This window comes from Thalassospira sp. HJ, assembly GCF_000948415.1.
GTDB lineage: Bacteria > Pseudomonadota > Alphaproteobacteria > Rhodospirillales > Thalassospiraceae > Thalassospira.
In genome coordinates, this window is the sequence record NZ_JYII01000006.1 from 254,519 (window position 1) to 274,066 (window position 19,548).

Consider the following 19,548-nt stretch of genomic DNA (forward strand, 5'->3'; position numbering starts at 1 on the left):
CAAGTCATCTCATGGCGTCGGGCGCTGGCGACCACGCCCTTCGCGATATTCGACGCAGGCATCCTTGTGGAAGTTGCACAGACCGCCTTTGAACTTCTCGACCAGGAAATCGATAAAGACGCGCACCTTGCTGGGCAGGTGGCGACGTTCGGGATAGACCGCGTAAATGCCACCGCTGCTGAGCGGATCGTAATCATTCAGGATCCGGACAAGGCGCCCTTCGCTCAGCGCCTCGGCAACGATGAATTCCGGCTCGCGCGCAATACCAAGGCCACGGATGGCGGCAACCGATGTGAATTCGCCGTTATTACACGACATCACCGGATCGACACGTACCGACACCTGCCCTTCGGGCCCTTCGAAATCCCAGATATTGGGACTTGGCACGTTGGTATAGGAAATCGTTTTATGATCTGCCAGTTCCTGCGGGGTTTTGGGTTCGCCATGTTCGGCAAGATAGCCCGGTGATGCCACCACGTGGCCGGTGAAATCGGCAAGCTTGCGCGCAATCAGACTTGAATCCTTAAGGCGTGTAATCCGCACCGCCATATCGATCCCTTCGGCCACCAGATCAACCATGTGATCGGCCAGATGGATATCGACATGCAGGCCGGGATATTTTTCCATGAATTCGGTGACCAGTTGCGGCAGATACATCTGCCCGAAGGTCAAGGGAGCGGAAATGCGCAAGGTGCCGCGCGGCGTGCCGCGCAAGTCGGTCAGGGCATGTTCGGCGGTTTCGATTTCTTCGACCACGCGCGCACAGTGCTGATAGAAGGTCGACCCGGCATCGGTCAGGCTCAGCCGCCGTGTGGTGCGGTTCAAAAGCCGGATGCCAAGGTTGTCTTCCAGCTTGGTCACATGTTTGCTGACGGCCGATTTCGACATGCCAAGCTTGCGCGCCGCACCGGAAAAACTGCGTTCCTCGACAACACGTGCAAAGACGGTCATGCCGTCCAGATTTCCGATCAACATTATGTGACTCCCGGCTACATTCCGCGATGTACTGTTTCGCGATTGGAAACAAATTAATGTCACATCAGCGAATTGTCTTCAACGCGCAAATCAGGAGAATAAACACCAACCGAGGCAGGACGCCTGCCAAAACCGACGAACAAAATTGGAAACGGACATGGGATTACTTGTCGACGGAAAATGGCAAGACAAATGGTATGACACCAAAAGCACCGGCGGAAAATTCAAACGCCAGGATTCTGCTTTTCGCAATTGGGTGTCTGCCGATCAGAATGCCGAATTCCCGGCCGAAAAGGGCCGCTACCACCTTTATGTCTCCTACGCCTGCCCGTGGGCGCACCGCACCCTGATCTTTCGCGCGCTCAAGAGCCTCGAAGACATGATCAGTGTGTCTGTCGTGCATTGGCATATGGGCGAGAATGGCTGGAAGTTTGACCGCGATACCGGCCTTCCGGATCATCTGGAAGACCGCGACTTCATGCATCAGGTCTATACCGATGCGATGTTTGATTACACCGGGCGTGTGACCGTGCCGGTGCTGTGGGACAAGAAGACCAACAAACTGGTCAGCAATGAATCCGCTGAAATCATCCGGATGCTCAATAGCGCGTTTGATGATCTGGGTGCAACGGATGTTGATTTCTATCCTGAAGAACTCCGTGCCGAGATTGATGCGGTCAACGAGCGCGTTTATCACGACGTGAATAACGGCGTTTACAAGTCGGGTTTTGCGACAACGCAGTCGGCCTATGAAGAAGCCGTCACCACCCTGTTTGATGCACTTGATTGGCTGGAAGATCGTCTGTCAAAACAGCGCTATCTGGTTGGCGATCAGCTTACCGAGGCCGACTGGCGCCTGTTTACCACACTCGTGCGCTTTGACCCGGTCTATCACGGGCATTTCAAATGCAATCTGCGCAAGCTGAATGAATATCCCAACCTTTGGGCCTATACGCGCGATCTTTATCAGCAGCCCGGGATCAAGGAAACGGTCTTTATAGACCATATCAAGGGCCACTATTACGAAAGCCACCCGACGATCAATCCGTCCGGCGTGGTGCCGCTTGGCCCGGTTATGGATCTTGAAGAGCCGCATGGCCGCGAGAAACTGTCCTGATCACATTGCTGATCATCAGGATCAGATAACAAAAAACCCCGCAGCGATGCTGCGGGGTTTTTAATTTCCGGAGACCGGAAAAATCAGTTCAGACGACCTTTGATTTCCGCGATCGCGCTATCAACCAGCTCGTCTGCCTTTGCACCGGAGACCTTGTCAGTAACAAGAGCCGTGGTGGCCTTGGCTGCGATTTCGGCGACATGCGCACGAACTTCGGCGATAGCCTGGCTTTCGAGGTTGGAGATACGATCCAGGGCCTGCTGCTCACGGCGTTTAAGGGCCGCTTTCAGCTCTGCCTGGGCGCTCTCGAGCATACGGTCGGCTTCTGCCTTGGCATGCGCGCGGATTTCGTCAGCTTCCTTCAGGGCTTCACGCTGTTTGGCCTGATAATTGGCCAGAAGCTCTTGAGCTTCTTCGCGAAGACGCTGTGCTTCGTCCAGTTCATCAGAAATCTTCTGTGCACGTTTATCAAGTGCAGCCGAGATCCCCTTGACGGCTTTGAAGCCACCAAAACCGGCGACCAGCACGAAGGAAAGCGTGGTCCAGGTGTATGGATCGGTAAGGAAAGTAACCTCTTGGGTTGCCATTATCTTACTCTCCTACGATTGCCGAAACAGCCTTGTCGGCGGTTTTGGCCTGAACCTTGACACCGATAAGTTTGTCGGTTGCTTCACGGGCAATTTCCGATGCTGCTTCTGCAACACCCGTCATTGCTTCCGCTTTGGCGTCCGCAATTGCCTTTTCGGCCTCAGATGTCTTTTTAGTCAACTTCTTGACCATGGCATCGGTTTTTTTGGCCTGCTCTGCAGCAGCCTTTTCCGATGCTTCGCGAATGTCAGCCTGAGCGGCATCACGAGCTTCTGCCAGGGCAGCCTCGTATTTCGCGATGGCGGCATCGGTTTCGTCTTTCAACGCCCGAGCCTTGCCAAGGTTGTCTTCGATGTTTTTTTGACGGCGTTCAAGAACTTCACCGACCTTCGGCAGCGCGATTTTCGACATCAGGAAATACAAGATGGCGAAAATTACGAACAGCCAGAAAATCTGTTCTGAGAACGTCGCAATATCAAACTGCGGCATAGCCTACTCCCGAATTCAACGAGACCGGCGAGGGAGTGCCTCGCCGGGCCGTGTATTCGCGCAAAAGGCGCCGATTAGCCGAACAGAACGATCAGCGCAACGACGAGTGCGAACAGTGCAATAGCTTCGGTAACAGCAAAGCCGATCCAGCCATACAGTTCAACGTCGCCTTTTGCAGCCGGGTTACGGCCAACAGTCGCAATCAGGCTCGACCAGATGTTACCAACACCGATACCGGCACCAATCATGCCAATAGCAGCCAGGCCAGCACCAATCATCTTAGCAGCATCGAGTTCCATAACTTCACCCTTTCGAATTTCTTAAAGGCAATCAGAAGAGATCACACCAAACCACACACATCAGTGCATGTGGATTGCATCATGGAGATAGATGCAGGTGAGAATTGTGTAGACATAAGCCTGAAGCGCAGCAATGCCGAACTCCAGAACAGTAATCCCCGTCAGCATCGCAAAGGGAAGTACGCCGAGAATGCCAATCAGGCCGACGAACCCACCGATAACTTTCAGCATGATGTGGCCGACGGTCATGTTTGCAAACAGTCGGATCGCCAGGCTGAACGGACGAGAGAAATAGGAGATGATTTCGATCGGGACCAGAATGATCGCAGTCGCAAGCGGCGCACCTTCAGGGAAGAACATCCGAAGGTAATGCGTACCATGACGCATGAAGCCGATGACCGTCACACCGAGGAAGATCACCAGAGCCATCGCAAAGGTAACTGCGATGTGGCTCGTAAAGGTAAAGCTGTGCGGGATCATGCCAAGCAGGTTCCCGAACAGAACAAACATAAACAGTGTAAAGACGAACGGGAAATACTTGCGACCTGCGCTTCCCACGTTGTCCTTGAGCATGTTGGCGACGAATTCGTACATCACCTCGGCAGCACCCTGCCAGCGGCCCGGAACCAGCGCGCCGCGACGCATCGAAAGCGTCATGAAGCCCGTTACGAGAACGGCTGCGATCACCATCCAAAGTGCGGAGTTGGTGAAGGAAACATCAATGCCAGCAACCGAAAGCTCGGCCAAGGGCTTGATTTCAAACTGCTCTAGCGGTCCAGCCACCGTAATCCTCGCTCAATATTATCAGGGTTCGGATTGGTCCCCGTTCCCCTGCTTGCGCTCCCCCATCGCACGACCAAGTCCGACAGCACTGTCAAAACCCTTGGCAACACGATAAGCGTTCAAACCTCCAGCACCTGCTCCGAGAAAGACAAACAGAACAAGCAGCCAAGGTGTCGTATCAAGCACCCGATCCAGCGCCCAGCCGATCAGCAAGCCAACAAGGACAGCAGCGATCATTTCCGCCGAAATCCTCATGCCAAGCGCCATCCCTTGGGATGGTTTGCCGGTCGCCCGGTTCGGGCTGTGCAACTCTTCGCGTTTGCCTGTAACAGCTGCCAGTTTGCTTTCAAGCTCTGCTAATGAAGCGCGATCTTTATCATCGCTCATTGTCGTGAACCCCGCTGTGGCAGCCCTGCAGACGTCGCAAGGAAATGCGCGGGCAACATACTTAGCACCCCATGGGCTGTCAAGCTGTAAAACCCCGTCTTGCGCGACCTGCGAAAACCGGAATAATTCCAATTATTTCAGATATTTAACCTATGAAATGTGAAGGAAAACACTTTTAGAGTTAGGCAATAGTCGCAGTCACATTAATTCCCGCTGATCGGCCCTACCTGCCTGCAACCGGCGGTTTTCCTTGGTTCCCGCCGGTTTTACGGCTTTTGCCAAGGTGCCTGACAAACTTGGTGTTTTTCCCCAAGACCCGGCAATTTGCCAAAATCAGGACCTTTTTTTGCCAGATGCATGAAATATCGGCCGGTTAAACGCACCTGGCGTTCCCGATTCACCTGCAATGCGCAAAACGTGTTACCGGTGCCCGCGCAATCGGAAACCCTTCAGACCTTGCGCACGCGCAAAGTACGTTCGCCGTCCGATTTCTGCCAGCCATCTGGTTTGGCAGCCAGCATCCAGTCAAACTTGTGAAACAGTGCCCAGACAGCGCCCAGCGTATTGATCGCAATCGAATTCATATCAATCGGCTGCTTATCAAGAATTTCATCGCGCAAGATCGCGACGAGTTCTGCGACCGAGTTTCTGCCATCAAACACCGCCAGCAACCGCGCCAGATCCGGCCCACCGGTCAGATCCACCGCATTGCCGCTGCCATCCTCGATCAGGACCGGCTGACCCGCGAGTGCGACCAGATCATCAAAGAAACTCTCATTAGGCTGGACAAAGAAATAGGGGGCCAGTTCGGCATCAGGCAGCACTTCTGTACTTTGCCCCTTGTCCTCGCGCGTCAGATAGAAGGCATGAAGCGGCATCGCGCCACTGAACCGTTCGCAAAATGCCTGCTGATCGCGCAGTGGCTTGGCAGCCAGTTCGCGCAGCAAGGCCGGATCGCGGACGAGATTTTCGATATTGTAATGCGCCTTGCCCGTACCACCGAAACCAAAGAAGCCGGTGAAGGCCGCGACATGCAAGGCCGCAGACGCTGCAAAGCGATAAACCCCATGAACATCATAGGCGCATTCAACCGGATGCAGCAGCAGATCAACGATTTCCGGATCGTTTTCAAGCAGACCTTTGATAAAGCCGGGACCACCACCCATTTTAAGCAACATGTTGTCTTCGGGCAGCCCCGAAAGAAGTGTGCGCGTCATGGCAAGCTGTTGCTGCAGGTCTTTGCCTTCCAGCAATGGCTCGATCATTTTGCGCCACTCAGTGACCGCCAAGCGACCATGTTCGCCATACACCATGATGCCCATCGCACCATCGGCCTTAAGCACCGAAGTCAGGTCACGAAGCCCCTCTTCCGGGTCTTCAAGATGGTGCAGCACGCCAGCACAATTGATGTAATCGAACGCTTCAGGTTCAGACTTCGCGAACTCCAAGATCGTCTGATTAACGTAGGTGATGTTTGAAAGGCCGCGCGCCTCGGCCCGGGCGCGGGCGACCTTGGTGCTGGCACTTGACGGTTCAAGATAGGTCACAGACCCGCCAACATCGCGGAGCTGTTCTGCAAGCCAGATCAGGGAATCGCCAGTGCCGCCGCCAGCAACCAGCGCACGAAAACTGTCATCGAAGTCCCGTGTCCCGCCAAAGCAGTAATGATTGACCCGTGACAGGGTATCGAGTGGCGGCATTAACAGGCGGTCTTTTTCCTGCTGCGGATCGCGCAGCGGATAGGGAAACTGTTCGTAAAGCTCGCGCACTTTTTGAGACATTCGGCCTTCACCACCATTGAGTTTCAATGATGTGTAACACCGCGTGCCCTATCAGTTTATTAATGGAATGCTTAATAACGCGCGCGAACTAGTTGGTGAAGTCGAGCTCGGTCTGTTCTTTCTTGGAATAGACTTCTGCCTGATGCAGATCGACCGACACCAGCGAGGACACACCACGTTCGGCCATGGTCACACCAAACAGGCGGTTCATCCGGGCCATGGTCATACGGTGGTGGGTAATGACCAGGAAGCGGGTATTGGCATGACGGCCAATGGCCTCCAACAGCTTACAGAAACGGTCAACGTTGGCGTCATCAAGCGGGGCGTCAACCTCATCGAGCACGCATATCGGTGCCGGGTTGGTCAGGAAGACCGCAAACAGCAAAGCAACAGCCGTCAGCGCCTGCTCACCACCCGATAGAAGCGACAGATGCTGAAGCTTCTTGCCCGGCGGGGATGCCATGATCTCAAGCCCGGCTTCCAGCGGATCATCCGCGTCGGTCAGCATCAGATGCGCACCACCGCCGCCAAACAGGCGGACAAACAATTGCTGGAAGTGTTTGTCGACCTCGTCAAAGGCCGCCTTAAGGCGCGCGCGGGCTTCGCGGTTGAGCTGATTGATGCCATTGCGAAGTTTCTCAATGGCAGCAATCAAATCATCGCGTTCCGACACCATGGTGTCTTTCTGTTCCTGCATCTCGGCCAGTTCGACCTCGGCACGCAGGTTGACCGCACCAAGGTTTTCACGCTCGCGGGTCTGACGTTGCAGCCGGGCTTCGATGTCGCCTTCGGCTGGCAGGTCCTTGGTCAGATCAATCTGGCCCAGTTCAACCAGTTGATCTGGCGTAGCGTTCACACGTTCACGGATACGTTCGATCAAATCACGGCGGTGTTGTTCGGCCTGTTCCAGCAATGCTTCACAGCGCACGCGACCTTCGCGGGCCTCGGCCAGTTTTTGTTCAGCTTCGCGCAGGTTCATGTCCGCTTCGCGCTGTGCATTCTCGGCGCGCTGCAACTCATCGGCGGCGTCCTTGCGGGTCTGGTCGGAAAGTTCGATCCGGTCAGAAAGGATCGCACGGCGTTCTTCGATCTCTTCGGGCTTAAGTTCAAGCTCCTCGATCTCCATGCGTGCTTCTTCCTGACGTTCGCGCAATTCGGCAACGCGTTCGCCCGCCCCTGATGCACGTTCGTTCCAGGTGGAGATTTCGTTTTCAACGAATTCAAGGCGCTTGCGCCGGCCTGACATGGTGCTTTGCATACGTTCAAGCTGGCTGCGTGCTTCCATCTGATCGGCGCGCGCATCGGCCAGATTGGCGCGCTTTTCAATTAGCTCCGCCTTGATTTCCATCAGGCCTTCGCTGCTTTCCTCAGGCAAGGCGGCGAGCTCTTCCTGTTCGGCGATCAGTTCATCAAGGTCCTGCTTGGCGCGTTTTTCGGCCTCTTCGGCGTTCTGAAGGCGGCTTTCAATCGCGCTGGCATCGCGTTTGATATTGGCGATTTCCTCACGCGCGGAGGACGCAGAATTTTCCGCATCGCGCACTGCACGATGGGATTCCTGCTCGGCCGTTCGGGCCGCCTCGATTTCTTCATCAAGACGTTCGACATTTTCACTGGCGATCTCGGCCCGTTCGCTTGCGGCTTCGACCACCGCATCGACTTCTTCAAGTTCGGCACGCAATTCTTCAAGACGGTTGCGTTGACGCAGACGCACCGCGGCCGGTAATTCAGCCCCGGCAAGAATGCGATAGCCATCCCAACGCCACAGCGCGCCTTCGCGTGAGACAAGGCGTTGCCCAACCTTCAGGTTCTTGGCAAGGAAGTTACCCGTGGCTTCGTCATCAACAATGCCGATCTGCCAAAGGCGACGGTTCAAAAGGGCGGGTGCCTCAACATATTTGGCAAGTGCTGTCACACCATCCGGCAGGGCCGGATCGTCGGTTGCCGGATCAATCGCCGACCAATGCATCGCGGCATCGGCTGCATCCGGCGCATCAAGGTCCTCGCCAAGGGCCGCGGCCATCGCCAATTCAAAGCCGCCCTGAACCGTGATGTTTTCGATCACGCCGGGATATTTATCGTCATCACCGCCGCGCAGCAGGCTTTCAAGGGCTTCGATCTCGGCCGTCAGGCGGGCCTTGCGGCTTTCGGCATCGCGAAGGGCATCGCGGGCACTGCTTTCAGCGGTTTTCAGGCTGTCTTCGCGGTCGCGCATCTCGGCTAGGCGCATCTCGGCCTCTTCGACCGCCATTTTGCGCTGCTCGACCAGTTCCTCGCACTCTTCAAGATGCATGCTGGCTTCTTCAAGGGCCTCGGAAAAGTCGGCTTCGATGCGGATGTCATCAAGCTTGGCAACCGCTTCGTCATGGCGCTCGGTCAGGCGTGCACGACGGGCATTCAGCTCGCTCAGGCGCTGTTGTACTGATTTGAGGCGTGCCTCTTCCTCGGCGACCTTGTTGGTCATCGCATCGACATCGACTTCAAGTTCTTCGACCCGAAGGGCCTTTTCGGAGGCGACTTCGCGGGCCTCATCAAGGGCGTCGTCTTCGCCACCCTGGGCCTCGCTCAGTTCTTCGCGCTCCTCTTTAAGCTTTTTAAGTGCGCCTTCGGCATCACTTGCCAGTTCTGCCTCACGCGCAAGGTCGGCATCGATCTGCTGGATGCGGCCACGCAGCTGGCCCATCTGGGTTTCGATCTGGGCTTTGTCCTTATCAAGGCCTTCGCGCTCGATCAAAAGGCGCTGCAGGGCGGCTGCGGCCTCAGATTCTTTTTTGCGAAGATCTGGCAGGCTTGCGGCGACATGGGCCTGAACCGTTGTTGCCTCGGTCACTGACGAGGTCAGATCCCGCACGGCACTTTCACCTGCGACCAGCAATTCGCGCGCATCTTCCTGCCGCTTCTGGGCATCGGTCCAGCGGATGTGGAACAGCAATGCCTCGGTCTCGCGGACACTTTCGGAAAGCTTGCGATAGCGTTCGGCCTGTCTTGCCTGCTTTTGCAGCGAGGCGATCTGCCCATCAAGCTGCAACAGAACATCTTCAAGACGTTCCATATTCTGTTCAGCATTCTTAAGGCGAAGCTCCGCCTCGTGACGGCGGGAATGCAGGCCGGTAATGCCAGCGGCTTCTTCAAGGATCAGGCGACGCTGGATCGGTTTGGCCCCGATCAGGGCGCCAATTTTGCCTTGGGACACCATGGCATTTGAGCGCGCACCGGTCGCGGCATCGGCAAACAGCAATTGCACATCACGTGCGCGCACATCCTTGCCATTGACGCGATAGTTCGACCCACCACCGCGTTCGATGCGGCGTGTGACTTCGAGAAGATCAAAGTCGTTGAACATCGCGGGCGCCTTGCGCTCGCTGTTATCAAGGGTCACGGAAACTTCGGCGACGTTACGCGCAGGGCGGCTTGATGTGCCGCCAAAAATAACGTCGGACATGTCAGACCCACGCATCTGCTTGGCCGATGTTTCGCCCATCACCCAGCGCAGTGCTTCAACAAGATTGGATTTGCCACAGCCGTTCGGGCCGACAACACCGGTCAGCCCGTCTTCAACGAGTAGATCTGTTGAATCGACGAAGGATTTGAACCCCGTCAGCTTTAGCGATTTAAACTGGACCAATCATGTCCCCCGGTCCGACCCTGTCCCCTGTTGCCGAACACCGCGGACGCGGTGTCCGGCAGAATTGTTTTGATTAGTCGATAAGGTCTTCGACTTTGTCGATAAAGAATTCGGCATCACGCGAACCGGCAATGGTGTCACCATCCAGCACGAAGCTCGGCGTGGAATTGACGTTGAATTCCTGTTCACCGGTCATGCGCGAAGCAACAATACCATCAATCAGTTCCTGATCAGCCATGCAGGCATCAACCGCATCGCCGCTCATGCCAGCAAAGCGGACAACTTCCTTGATGCTGCCGATCGGGTCCTGCGAACGTGCCCAGGTCATCTGCGATTTGAACAGCATGCCCAGAACACCGAAATAGCGATCTTCGCCAGCGCACTGCGCAATGGCAGCTGCACGCAGGGCAACACCATCAAGGGGATAGTCGCGGAAGATCAGCTTGAGCTTGCCGGTATCAATCAGCTTTTCCTTGATCTCAGGCAGAACCTCGGTGTGGAAGGACGCACAGTGCGGGCAGGTCAAAGATGCATATTCAATCATCGTGACCGGTGCATTCTCGTCACCCATCACATGTTCTTTCCACTCAACTGCTTGTGCCTGCTGGGCGCTTGCCAGCCCAACCATCATCAAAAAAGCACCAGCAAGAAACTTAACTGCCTTTAGCAAGGAAACCTCCGTTAAAACAAAGTTTTGTGATTACAAGCCTGTTGCAGCACGGGAGTCAACACACCCCCGAAAACGGCTATGCCACCAACGAGTCGCCAAGTTGGCGCGCAATTGCGGCAACTCCGTGATCGTTCATTTCAATAAACTGATTCGATTATCCCCGACGTGCAAGACAACAGCTCGTGACCGGATGACGCGCCCCAACGGGCGACAGGCGACTTCGCCACAGCCCTTATTTCTTGCCGGGTTTGGGCCGCAAACCACCACTTGCACCGGCGATATGACGACCAAGGCGGGTCAGGACTTCCCGTAGGTGCGGATCTTCGATCTTTTCGAGGTCCGCCTGACGCGATGGGCTGATGTCGGCTTCGGGGACTTCGGTCGGGCGATGGACGGTGCGTTCGGGGCGTGAAATGTCGCCCTGAAGCATGGTGATCTTGTTGATCGCCCGATAACCGAAATAGCTGTTCACGCGTTCGATGATCTGCGGCATGCGGTGCTGGAGTTCAAGAGCGACCGGCCCGACAACCCGGATCAACAGCGTCCCGCCAGCTATGCTTTCCTTGGGCGGCGGGCTGTATTTCAGCGGCATGGTATATTTTTCAAGATCGCTTCCGACGATCTCGGCCCAATGCAGGATGATTTCGGTCTGGAAAAAGCCGCGCTTGCGCACCAGTGGCCGGGTCAGATTACCGACAAGCGGCGCAACATTGCGAAGGCCCATGCGGCGTTCCGAACTGCCAAGCGGAGCAAATGCCTGCTTCTTTTTCGGTGCCACGGTTTTGGATGCCTGATCCATCACCGAGCCACTTTTCGTACCAGTGTTATCTTTTTTCTTGCTCACGCCCGCTTCTTTCGTAGGGTCTGCATAACTTCGGACCAGATCCGTAAAACAACATAACACGGGATCGACGTGCATTTCACCCAACAGGACAGACAACGCCTCGCAGCGAGCATGCTGGAATGGTATGACCGCCATCACCGCACCCTGCCCTGGCGCTCAGAACCCGGCGAGACGCCCGATCCGTATCACGTCTGGCTTAGCGAAATCATGCTGCAACAAACCACCGTGCAGACGGTGGGGCCGTATTTTGCAGCCTTTTTGAAACGCTGGCCAGCAGTGACCGATCTCGCCAATGCCGAACTTGATGATGTTCTGCACGCCTGGCAAGGGTTGGGATATTACGCCCGTGCGCGCAACCTGCATAAATGCGCCAAGGTGGTTGCAACCGACTATGACGGTGTCTTTCCCGATACCGAGGAAGGCTTGCTGAAACTGCCCGGCATTGGCCCCTATACCGCCTGCGCAGTTGCGGCTATTGCCTTTAACCGCCATGCAAGCCCGGTGGATGGCAATATCGAACGGGTGATTTCACGTCTGTTTGCGTTGGAAACGCCACTTCCCGACGTCAAACCCGAAATCAAGGAAAAGTCGGCTGCCCTGACGCCATCCAATCGCCCAGGTGACTATGCCCAGGCATTGATGGATCTGGGGGCTACGGTCTGCACCCCGCGCAATCCGGCATGTGGTATTTGCCCTTGGCAAGCAGACTGCGAGGGCCGCAAATCAGGCATCGCCCCCGACCTTCCAAAAAAACGCAAGAAGGAGCCGAAACCAACCCGGGTCGGCTATGCCTTCTGGATCCGGCGCGAAGATGATGGTCGCATTCTGGTGCGCCGCCGCCCGGAAAAAGGATTGCTGGGGGGCTTGTATGAAGTGCCGGGCAGCGACTGGCGCGCGATTGAGGCACCCGATGATGTCATGCTGTCCGAAGCCCCGGTATCTGCCGAATGGTCGGAACTTGATGGTACGGTGGGCCATACATTTACGCATTTTCATCTTACTGTCAGCGTGCTTGCCGCCACCCTGCCAGCACACGAGGCCGATCAACTTGATGGCAGTTGGACCACCATCGACGGTCTTTCGGACTTTGCCCTGCCGACCGTGATGAAAAAGATCGTCCGTCACGCCCTGAAATACAGGTCCGTGTGATCGCATCGTGATCACACCAACTGTTCGGCATTAGACCGGCTCAATTAAAAAGGCCCGTGGTCAGAACCACGGGCCTTCTGTTTTTTTGAACCTCGCGCGGCGCGATCAGGCGTAAATGTCGATCACCTGTCCGCGGCCCTCTGTCGGGGTCGGGGCTGCCTGCTGCGACGTTTCGGTTTCTGCTGTTTGCTCGATCCGCTGTGTCGGCGGTGAATTCAGGTCGTTATTACCCGTTTCAGCAATCGGCGAGGTTGCCTGCTGAATCTGGACCGGGTTGGGTGCGTATGCGGCACCCCCTACTGCACCTGCTTGCATAACATTCTCCATCTATCCTTGCGGATAAGCTTTGATCGGAAAAATATAGCAAGAATTTTGGTCAAAAGCAAAACCGGCGGGTTTTGCAACCACGCCGGTTCTTTTAGGCATCAATGATTTAGCCGGATTTTTCCGACCCGGATCAGGCGGGGACCTGACCCATTTCCTTACGCAGCTGGCTGCGCAGATTGTCGATCGAAACCAGTCGACCATCACACTTGTAATGCCAATAAGTCCAACCATTACAAGCCTGTGCGCCCTGAACGTGTGCACCGATCTGATGGATCGAGCCTGCATTGTCCTTGTGACTGATGGAGCCATCCGCACGCACCATGGCGGCCACATTGCCCCGGTTGTCATAGATCTTGTCGCCCGGCGAAAGCAGGCCACGTTCGATCACCGCACCAAACGGAATACGCGGCAGGGAACGCTTCGACTCGGTCAGCTCAAGGCTGTCGCCATCAAGCATCTGGACCTTGGCAATGCGTTCGCGCGCAGCTTCGGCATAGCCTTCTTCCCGCTCCAGACCGATAAAGTGACGGCCCAGGCGACGGGCAGCCGCACCGGTCGTGCCGGTGCCAAAGAACGGATCAAGCACCACGTCACCCTGACGGGTGGTCGCCATCAGAACACGCTGCAGCAGGGCTTCGGGCTTCTGGGTCGGATGGACCTTCTTGCCCTTGTCATCCTTGAGACGTTCCGAGCCCGAGCAAATCGGCATCAACCAGTCAGAGCGCATCTGCAGGCCTTCATTGAGCTGCTTCATCGCTTCGTAGTTAAAGGTGATGGCTTTCTGCTCTTCGCTTTTCGAACACCACAGAAGCGTCTCATGAGCGTTGCAGAAACGCTTGCCGCGGAAATTCGGCATCGGGTTGGTTTTGCGCCAGACGATATCATTGAGGATCCAGAACCCGATATCCTGCAGCGTGTTACCAACGCGGTAAATGTTGTGATACGAACCGATCACCCAGATCGCACCGGTGTCCTTGAGAACACGGCGGGCCGCCGTCAGCCAGTCACGGGTGAACTCGTCATAGTGACGGAAGCTGTCAAACTGATCCCAATGGTCATCGACTGCGTCGACCTTGGAATTGTTCGGGCGCAGCAGATCACCGCCAAGCTGAAGGTTATAGGGCGGATCGGCAAAAATCAGATCGACGGATTTTTCCGGCAGGCTGTTCATCAGTTCGATGCAATCGCCGACCATCACCTGATCAAGTGGTAAAGATGTCTTTTTTGTCATGATGCCTTCTAGGTTCCCCCTTGAAATCTTGCTGAAAGCATCAACCGAAATAGTTAATGAAAGAGTTAACCGACTCCGAAATTTTTCAAGGATTCGCATTGTGTTAGAAAGTGCGTCACCTGTTTAGACAATCTTAACTGCTATGGTCGAAAAACCGGAAGATTTTGGCCCGTTTAACCAAACACTACACAGCCCGGCGATACAGCCCGGACTCGGCTGATCGAAGCGGTGCCTGGCAGCACCGTTTTGGTATCCCCTCACCCCTGCTTCACCCATTGGCTGCGCAGAAACCGGCCCTTTGCACGCAGGGATTTACCTCAAACCCCGTGCATTCCCAGATACTTACCCGAAAGAGCGGAAAACTGACCATTTGGACAGAAGGTGCTTTGCCTCTTTTGTGATCGCGTATACAATCTGCTCACAATCTATGCAAAAGGTTGAGTTTCGCATAACGGTAATAATCCGCAGGGGGACAAAAATGAAGTCTGGTACTTTCCGCCTTACGCGTCGTGCCATGCTGTCGGCCATCGCTGGCGCAGCCGCAGTCGTCTCGTTTGGTTTTGGTGCACCGGCAGAGGCCGCAGATCCGCTGAAGGTTTCGGCAATCTACACCGTTCCGGTCGAACAGCAGTGGGTTTCGCGTATTCACAAGGCGCTTAACGCTGCCGAAGCACGCGGCGATATTTCTTATGAATTTTCCGAAAACGTCGCCAACACCGACTATGAGCGCGTCATGCGCGAATATGCCGAAAACGGTTCCAACCTGATCGTTGGTGAAGTCTTTGGTGTTGAACGTGCGGCCCGCAAGGTTGCTGCCGACTATCCGGAAACCGCATTCCTGATGGGTTCGAGCTTCGCACCGGACGGGGAAAACTTCTCGGTCTTTGATAACTTCATCCACGAGCCGAGCTACCTTGTCGGCATGGCTGCTGGCAAGGCAACCAAGACCAACAAGATCGGCATGGTTGGCGGCTTTGCCATCCCGGAAGTGAACCGTCTGATGCATGCCTTCATGGCAGGTGCCAAATCGGTCAATCCGGATGTCGAATTCATGGTGACCTTCATCAACAGCTGGTACGACCCGCCCAAGGCCAAAGAAGCAGCCTTTGCGATGATCGATAGCGGTGCAGACATCATGTATGCCGAACGCTTTGGCGTTTCCGATGCCGCCAAGGAACGCGGCATCCTTGCTGTTGGCAACGTGATCGACACGGCGGCTGATTATCCGGGCACCATTCTGGGTTCCGCACTTTGGCACATGGAAGCCACCATTGACCACGCGATCGAAGCGGTCAAAGCTGGTGAATTCAAGGCCGAAGATTACGGCAAATTCAGCTACATGGAATTCGGCGGCGGTTCTGTCGTTCTGGATCCGGCCCTGCTGCCGGACGGTACGGTCGAAGAAGTCGAAGCCAAACAGGCTGAAATCCTTGATGGGTCCTTCACTGTCGAAGTAAACGACGAAGAACCGAAATCATCGATGTAAGATTTCCGTGAACTGATTGGGCAGTTCGGTGTAACAATCGAACTGCCCTTTTGTCGTTTACGACATCATGCCCGCCACGAAGACGCCCACCGCCCCACAGCGTGACGCATAAAAACAAAACGGATTACCCGAATGTCATCTGCTGCGCACACATCACCTGAAACGTCGCAAGACCTGCTGCTGTCGCTGGCAGGTGTCACCAAAAGATTTGGCGCACTGGTTGCCAATGACGCCATCGACCTGACCGTTCACAAGGGCGAAATCGTCGCCCTTCTTGGTGAAAACGGTGCTGGAAAAACCACCCTGATGAATATCCTGTTCGGCCACTATGTCGCTGACGAAGGCACCGTTACGGTTGCCAGTCGCGACGGGAACCTTGAACAGCTTGAACCGGGCGCCCCGCAGGCTGCCCTTGATGCCGGGATCGGCATGGTTCACCAGCACTTCACACTCGCTGAAAACCTGACCGGGCTTGATAACATCGTCCTCGGCACCGAACCGATTTTCAGGCTGCGGCGTGATCGCAGTACAGCGCGCGCAAAACTTGGCGAACTGATGGCCGGATCGGGCTTGAATGTCGATCTGGATCAGCCGGTCTACAAACTGACCGTTGGCGAAAAGCAGCGCGTAGAAATCCTAAAGGCGCTGTATCGTGATGCGCGCTTGCTCGTCCTTGATGAACCAACCGCGGTTCTGACCCCGCAAGAAGCCGACAGCCTGTTTGCCATCCTGCGCAAACTTGCCGCAAACGGCCTTGCCGTAATCATCATCGCCCACAAACTGGCCGAGGTTCTGGCCGTTTCGCACCGGATCGCGGTTCTACGCGGCGGGGCAAAGGTTGGCGAGATGCTGACCAGTGATGCCGATCATAAATCCATTGCCGAACTAATGGTCGGCCGCGAAGTTCCAGCCAGCCGACGCACCCCGCGCGAGCCGGGAAAACCGGTCATCACCCTTCGTGATGTTACCATTGATCGCGGGGATTCCCGCCGGTCCCTGCATGGGATGAATATCACCGCCCGCGAAGGTGAAATTCTGGGCATCGCCGGGGTATCGGGCAACGGTCAGGCAGCACTGGCACAGCTCATCGCCGGGCTTGATAAACCCGATAGCGGCACGGTCGAGATTTTTGGCGAAACCGTCACCAAATTTGATGCCCACACATTCGCGCAGAACGGCATCGCCCGCATCCCCGAAGACCGCCATCATGACGGCATGGTGGGGTCGATGACGGTGGCCGAAAACATCGCGATCGAGGATGTCCGAAGCCCGGAATATCAGAAACTCGGTTTCCTTGATTTCGATGCCATCCGCAAACGTGCCGAACATGCGATTAGCGATTATGACGTACGCTGCCCCGGCCCCGATGCCCCGGCGCGTCTTTTGTCGGGTGGCAATATCCAGAAACTGATCCTTGCGCGTGTACTGGAAAAATCACCCAAGCTGATCTTGGCTAATCAGCCGTCGCGCGGCCTTGACGTTGGTGCGCAATCCGAAGTTCATCGTCGCTTGCTTGAAGCCCGCCAAGGCGGGGCGGCAGTCATTCTGATTTCCGAAGACCTGGATGAGCTTTTGACAATTTCCGATCAGATCGCAGTTATCCATGCCGGGCATATTACACCCGCCATGCCGACCGACAGCATTGACCGATCCGAATTGGGTCTGATGATGGCCGGACAAAAAGCAGCAACAAACGCCAACCATGCCTCGACGGCCACCAATCCGGGAGAAACGGCATGATCCGCTTTGAACCCCGCAGCAATCCAGGCCCGTTTCTGGTCTATGGCGTGCCGGTTCTGGCAGCAGCCATCGCCATTCTTCTGGCCGCAATTCCGCTTGCCCTTGCCGGTGCCCCGATTATTGAGGCCTATGGCCTTATGATCAGTGGTGCCTTTGGCTCAGTCTTCTCAACCTCGGAAATGCTGACCCGTGCAACCCCGCTGATCCTGACCGGACTTGCTGCTGCCATCGCATTCCGGGCCAAGCTCTGGAACATCGGTGCAGAAGGCCAGCTTTACATGGGTGCGATGGCGGCTGTTGCCGTCGGTGCCGGCGTGATTGACGGACCCAGCTGGGTAATGATCCCGGTTGTGATCCTTGCTGGCATGGCGGCTGGTGCGCTGATGCTGATTGGTCCGACGCTTTTGAAAACGCGCCTTGGCGTGGACGAGGTCGTCACCACCCTTCTGTTGAACTTCATTGTCTTGCTGTTTGTGCAGATGATGCTGGAAGGTGCACTTAAGGACCCGATGTCGATGGGCTGGCCGCAGTCCGAACCGATCATCGACAGTGCAGCATTCCCGGCCCTTCTCGAACGCATGCGCGTTCATATCGGTTTGATCATCGCGCTTGTGTCGGCCGTTGCGCTGGCGATTTTCGTTAAACGCACGATCTGGGGCTTTGAAATTCGGGCAGTTGGGGAAAATGCCGCTGCTGCCAAATTCTCCGGCATTTCGGTGACCAAGACCATGATCCTTGTTGCGGCCCTTTCGGGTGGTTTGGCGGGTTTGGCCGGGGTATCGGAAGTGGCGGGCACGCGTGGCTATCTCGCGACTGATCTGTCGCCGGGTTATGGCTATGCCGGGATTGTGGTGGCGATGCTTGCACGTTTGTCGCCGATAGGGGTGATCGCATCGGCCTTGTTTGTCGCATCGGTTTTCGTCGGTGCAGATTCCATGAGCCGCGCAATTGGCGTTTCAAGCTATCTGGCGGACCTGATCGTTGCCATGGCGTTGCTGTGCGTTTTGATCGGCGGGTTCCTGACCCGGTTCAAGGTTCACTTTGATCGCAAATCGGCGCACGGTTAGGGGCAAGGGAAAAGACCATGGAAATCATTGACATTCTTCTTGCCGCCAGCTTCTGGGAAGCCGCCATTCGCATCGCGACCCCTCTGATCTTTGGCGTTTTGGGCGCTTTGATTTGCGAACGTGCCGGTGTGCTTAACCTAGGTATCGAGGGGATCTTCACCGCTGGTGCCATGGCGGGTTGGATGGCTGTTTGGCTCGGTGCCGGGCTTTGGGGTGGTGTATTGGTTGCCGCCCTTGCCGGGGCGTTCTTTGGGCTGATCCACGCGATCCTGACCGTGCCCTTGGGGCTCAGCCAGCATGTGTCAGGTATTGGTGTGACATTGCTTGCAACCAGCTTGTCCTATTTCACATATCGCACGGCATTGCCCGACGTTTCATCCCCGCCGCGGATCGAACCATTTCGGCCGCTTGATATCCCGTTCCTTTCGGACCTGCCCTTCATCGGACAGGCGCTGTTTTCGCAGACGGCGATGACGATGCTGGCCCTTGTGCTGGTGTTTGTCACCGGCTGGGTTTTGTATCGCACCCCACTTGGTCTTGCGATCCGGGCGGTTGGCGACAACCCGTCCTCGGTCGAGGCACAGGGACTTTCAGTTTATGGCCTTCGCATTGGGGCGGTCGTGGTTGGATCATCATTGATGGCACTGGGCGGGGCGTTCCTGACCATGTCGGCCTTTGATGCGTTCTTCTTTGGCATGATCAACGGCCGTGGATGGGTCTGTATTGCGCTGACGGTATTTGCCAGCTGGCGACCGGGCAAGGCATTGATCGGGGCATTGCTGTTTGGTGCATTTGATGCGTTTCAGGTGCGTCTGCAGACCGAAGTCGGCGCATTCCTGCCATCGCAGGTCTTCCTAATGATGCCCTATATCCTGTCGATCATTGCGCTTATTGTTGTTGCCCGCAAAGCCGAATACCCCAAGGCACTTCTTGTGCCATGGTTCAAGGGCCAGCGTTAAGCACGACGCCCCGTTTGTGACTGCCACCACCAGA

General features: G+C 55.9%; 18 protein-coding genes. 6 read left to right on the top strand and 12 right to left on the bottom strand.

Annotated elements, in window-relative coordinates:
- Positions 1-9: 9 nt before the first annotated feature.
- Positions 10-975 (bottom strand): LysR family transcriptional regulator, encoded by a 966-nt coding sequence (locus UF64_RS03125; RefSeq protein WP_044827146.1) that lies wholly within the window; start codon positions 973-975, stop codon positions 10-12.
- A 157-nt stretch (positions 976-1,132) separates the two neighbouring features.
- Here UF64_RS03125 and UF64_RS03130 point away from each other — a divergent pair, with 157 nt between their 5' ends.
- The gene (locus tag UF64_RS03130; protein ID WP_044827147.1) at positions 1,133-2,092 is read left to right on the top strand and encodes a glutathione S-transferase family protein; all 960 of its coding nucleotides are present in this window, start codon (positions 1,133-1,135) and stop codon (positions 2,090-2,092) included.
- Between the two features lie 83 nt (positions 2,093-2,175).
- On the opposite strand, the gene UF64_RS03135 is transcribed toward UF64_RS03130, so the two are convergent.
- From UF64_RS03135 to UF64_RS03175, 9 genes are all read right to left on the bottom strand, one after another.
- Positions 2,176-2,679: an ATP synthase subunit B gene (locus UF64_RS03135; protein WP_044827148.1), complete on the bottom strand. Its 504-nt coding sequence runs from the start codon at positions 2,677-2,679 to the stop codon at positions 2,176-2,178.
- Between the two features lie 4 nt (positions 2,680-2,683).
- Positions 2,684-3,169: an ATP synthase subunit B' gene (locus UF64_RS03140; protein WP_044827149.1), complete on the bottom strand. Its 486-nt coding sequence runs from the start codon at positions 3,167-3,169 to the stop codon at positions 2,684-2,686.
- A 74-nt stretch (positions 3,170-3,243) separates the two neighbouring features.
- The gene (locus tag UF64_RS03145) at positions 3,244-3,468 is read right to left on the bottom strand and encodes an ATP synthase subunit C family protein (RefSeq protein ID WP_007089066.1); all 225 of its coding nucleotides are present in this window, start codon (positions 3,466-3,468) and stop codon (positions 3,244-3,246) included.
- Positions 3,469-3,528: 60 nt separating this feature from the next.
- The gene (locus tag UF64_RS03150) at positions 3,529-4,251 is read right to left on the bottom strand and encodes a F0F1 ATP synthase subunit A (RefSeq protein WP_044827150.1); all 723 of its coding nucleotides are present in this window, start codon (positions 4,249-4,251) and stop codon (positions 3,529-3,531) included.
- A gap of 21 nt (positions 4,252-4,272) precedes the next feature.
- Positions 4,273-4,638, bottom strand: a complete 366-nt coding sequence (locus UF64_RS20835) for an AtpZ/AtpI family protein (RefSeq protein WP_044827151.1) — start codon at positions 4,636-4,638, stop codon at positions 4,273-4,275.
- 449 nt (positions 4,639-5,087) lie between these two features.
- A complete protein-coding gene (locus UF64_RS03160) occupies positions 5,088-6,419 on the bottom strand; it encodes a bifunctional 2-polyprenyl-6-hydroxyphenol methylase/3-demethylubiquinol 3-O-methyltransferase UbiG (RefSeq protein WP_052657432.1) in 1,332 nt (443 codons plus the stop codon).
- Between the two features lie 88 nt (positions 6,420-6,507).
- Positions 6,508-10,041: a chromosome segregation protein SMC gene (gene smc / locus UF64_RS03165; RefSeq protein WP_044827152.1), complete on the bottom strand. Its 3,534-nt coding sequence runs from the start codon at positions 10,039-10,041 to the stop codon at positions 6,508-6,510.
- 73 nt (positions 10,042-10,114) lie between these two features.
- Entirely contained in the window at positions 10,115-10,711 is a 597-nt protein-coding gene (locus tag UF64_RS03170) for a DsbA family protein (protein ID WP_044827153.1), read from the bottom strand.
- Between the two features lie 232 nt (positions 10,712-10,943).
- Entirely contained in the window at positions 10,944-11,555 is a 612-nt protein-coding gene (locus tag UF64_RS03175; protein ID WP_052657433.1) for a DUF721 domain-containing protein, read from the bottom strand.
- Positions 11,556-11,624: 69 nt separating this feature from the next.
- Here UF64_RS03175 and mutY point away from each other — a divergent pair, with 69 nt between their 5' ends.
- Entirely contained in the window at positions 11,625-12,704 is a 1,080-nt protein-coding gene (gene mutY, locus UF64_RS03180) for an A/G-specific adenine glycosylase (RefSeq protein WP_082049480.1), read from the top strand.
- 105 nt (positions 12,705-12,809) lie between these two features.
- On the opposite strand, the gene UF64_RS03185 is transcribed toward mutY, so the two are convergent.
- A complete protein-coding gene (locus tag UF64_RS03185) occupies positions 12,810-13,019 on the bottom strand; it encodes a hypothetical protein (RefSeq protein ID WP_235284946.1) in 210 nt (69 codons plus the stop codon).
- Between the two features lie 142 nt (positions 13,020-13,161).
- Complete coding sequence (locus UF64_RS03190) at positions 13,162-14,262, bottom strand: site-specific DNA-methyltransferase (protein ID WP_044827156.1); 1,101 nt, start codon at positions 14,260-14,262, stop codon at positions 13,162-13,164.
- A 478-nt stretch (positions 14,263-14,740) separates the two neighbouring features.
- On the opposite strand from UF64_RS03190, the gene UF64_RS03195 reads away from it, so the two are divergent.
- The 4 genes from UF64_RS03195 (at position 14,741) to UF64_RS03210 (ending at position 19,514) form a co-directional block, all read left to right on the top strand.
- A complete protein-coding gene (locus UF64_RS03195; protein WP_044827157.1) occupies positions 14,741-15,748 on the top strand; it encodes a BMP family protein in 1,008 nt (335 codons plus the stop codon).
- Positions 15,749-15,880: 132 nt separating this feature from the next.
- A complete protein-coding gene (locus tag UF64_RS03200; protein ID WP_044827158.1) occupies positions 15,881-17,488 on the top strand; it encodes an ABC transporter ATP-binding protein in 1,608 nt (535 codons plus the stop codon).
- Positions 17,485-18,555: an ABC transporter permease gene (locus UF64_RS03205; protein WP_044827159.1), complete on the top strand. Its 1,071-nt coding sequence runs from the start codon at positions 17,485-17,487 to the stop codon at positions 18,553-18,555. The genes UF64_RS03200 and UF64_RS03205 overlap by 4 nt, the downstream gene beginning before the upstream one ends.
- A gap of 17 nt (positions 18,556-18,572) precedes the next feature.
- Entirely contained in the window at positions 18,573-19,514 is a 942-nt protein-coding gene (locus UF64_RS03210; RefSeq protein WP_044827160.1) for an ABC transporter permease, read from the top strand.
- Positions 19,515-19,548: the final 34 nt, after the last annotated feature.

Coding starts and splice junctions, on each gene's coding strand:
- UF64_RS03140 (WP_044827149.1), bottom strand. CDS start 3,169: ATGCCGCAGTTTGATATTGCGACGTTCTCAGAACAGATTTTCTGGCTG.
- UF64_RS03210 (WP_044827160.1), top strand. CDS start 18,573: ATGGAAATCATTGACATTCTTCTTGCCGCCAGCTTCTGGGAAGCCGCC.
- UF64_RS03195 (WP_044827157.1), top strand. CDS start 14,741: ATGAAGTCTGGTACTTTCCGCCTTACGCGTCGTGCCATGCTGTCGGCC.
- UF64_RS03145 (WP_007089066.1), bottom strand. CDS start 3,468: ATGGAACTCGATGCTGCTAAGATGATTGGTGCTGGCCTGGCTGCTATT.
- UF64_RS03185 (WP_235284946.1), bottom strand. CDS start 13,019: ATGCAAGCAGGTGCAGTAGGGGGTGCCGCATACGCACCCAACCCGGTC.
- UF64_RS20835 (WP_044827151.1), bottom strand. CDS start 4,638: ATGAGCGATGATAAAGATCGCGCTTCATTAGCAGAGCTTGAAAGCAAA.
- UF64_RS03160 (WP_052657432.1), bottom strand. CDS start 6,419: ATGTCTCAAAAAGTGCGCGAGCTTTACGAACAGTTTCCCTATCCGCTG.
- UF64_RS03205 (WP_044827159.1), top strand. CDS start 17,485: ATGATCCGCTTTGAACCCCGCAGCAATCCAGGCCCGTTTCTGGTCTAT.
- UF64_RS03135 (WP_044827148.1), bottom strand. CDS start 2,679: ATGGCAACCCAAGAGGTTACTTTCCTTACCGATCCATACACCTGGACC.
- UF64_RS03200 (WP_044827158.1), top strand. CDS start 15,881: ATGTCATCTGCTGCGCACACATCACCTGAAACGTCGCAAGACCTGCTG.
- UF64_RS03125 (WP_044827146.1), bottom strand. CDS start 975: ATGTTGATCGGAAATCTGGACGGCATGACCGTCTTTGCACGTGTTGTC.
- UF64_RS03190 (WP_044827156.1), bottom strand. CDS start 14,262: ATGACAAAAAAGACATCTTTACCACTTGATCAGGTGATGGTCGGCGAT.
- UF64_RS03130 (WP_044827147.1), top strand. CDS start 1,133: ATGGGATTACTTGTCGACGGAAAATGGCAAGACAAATGGTATGACACC.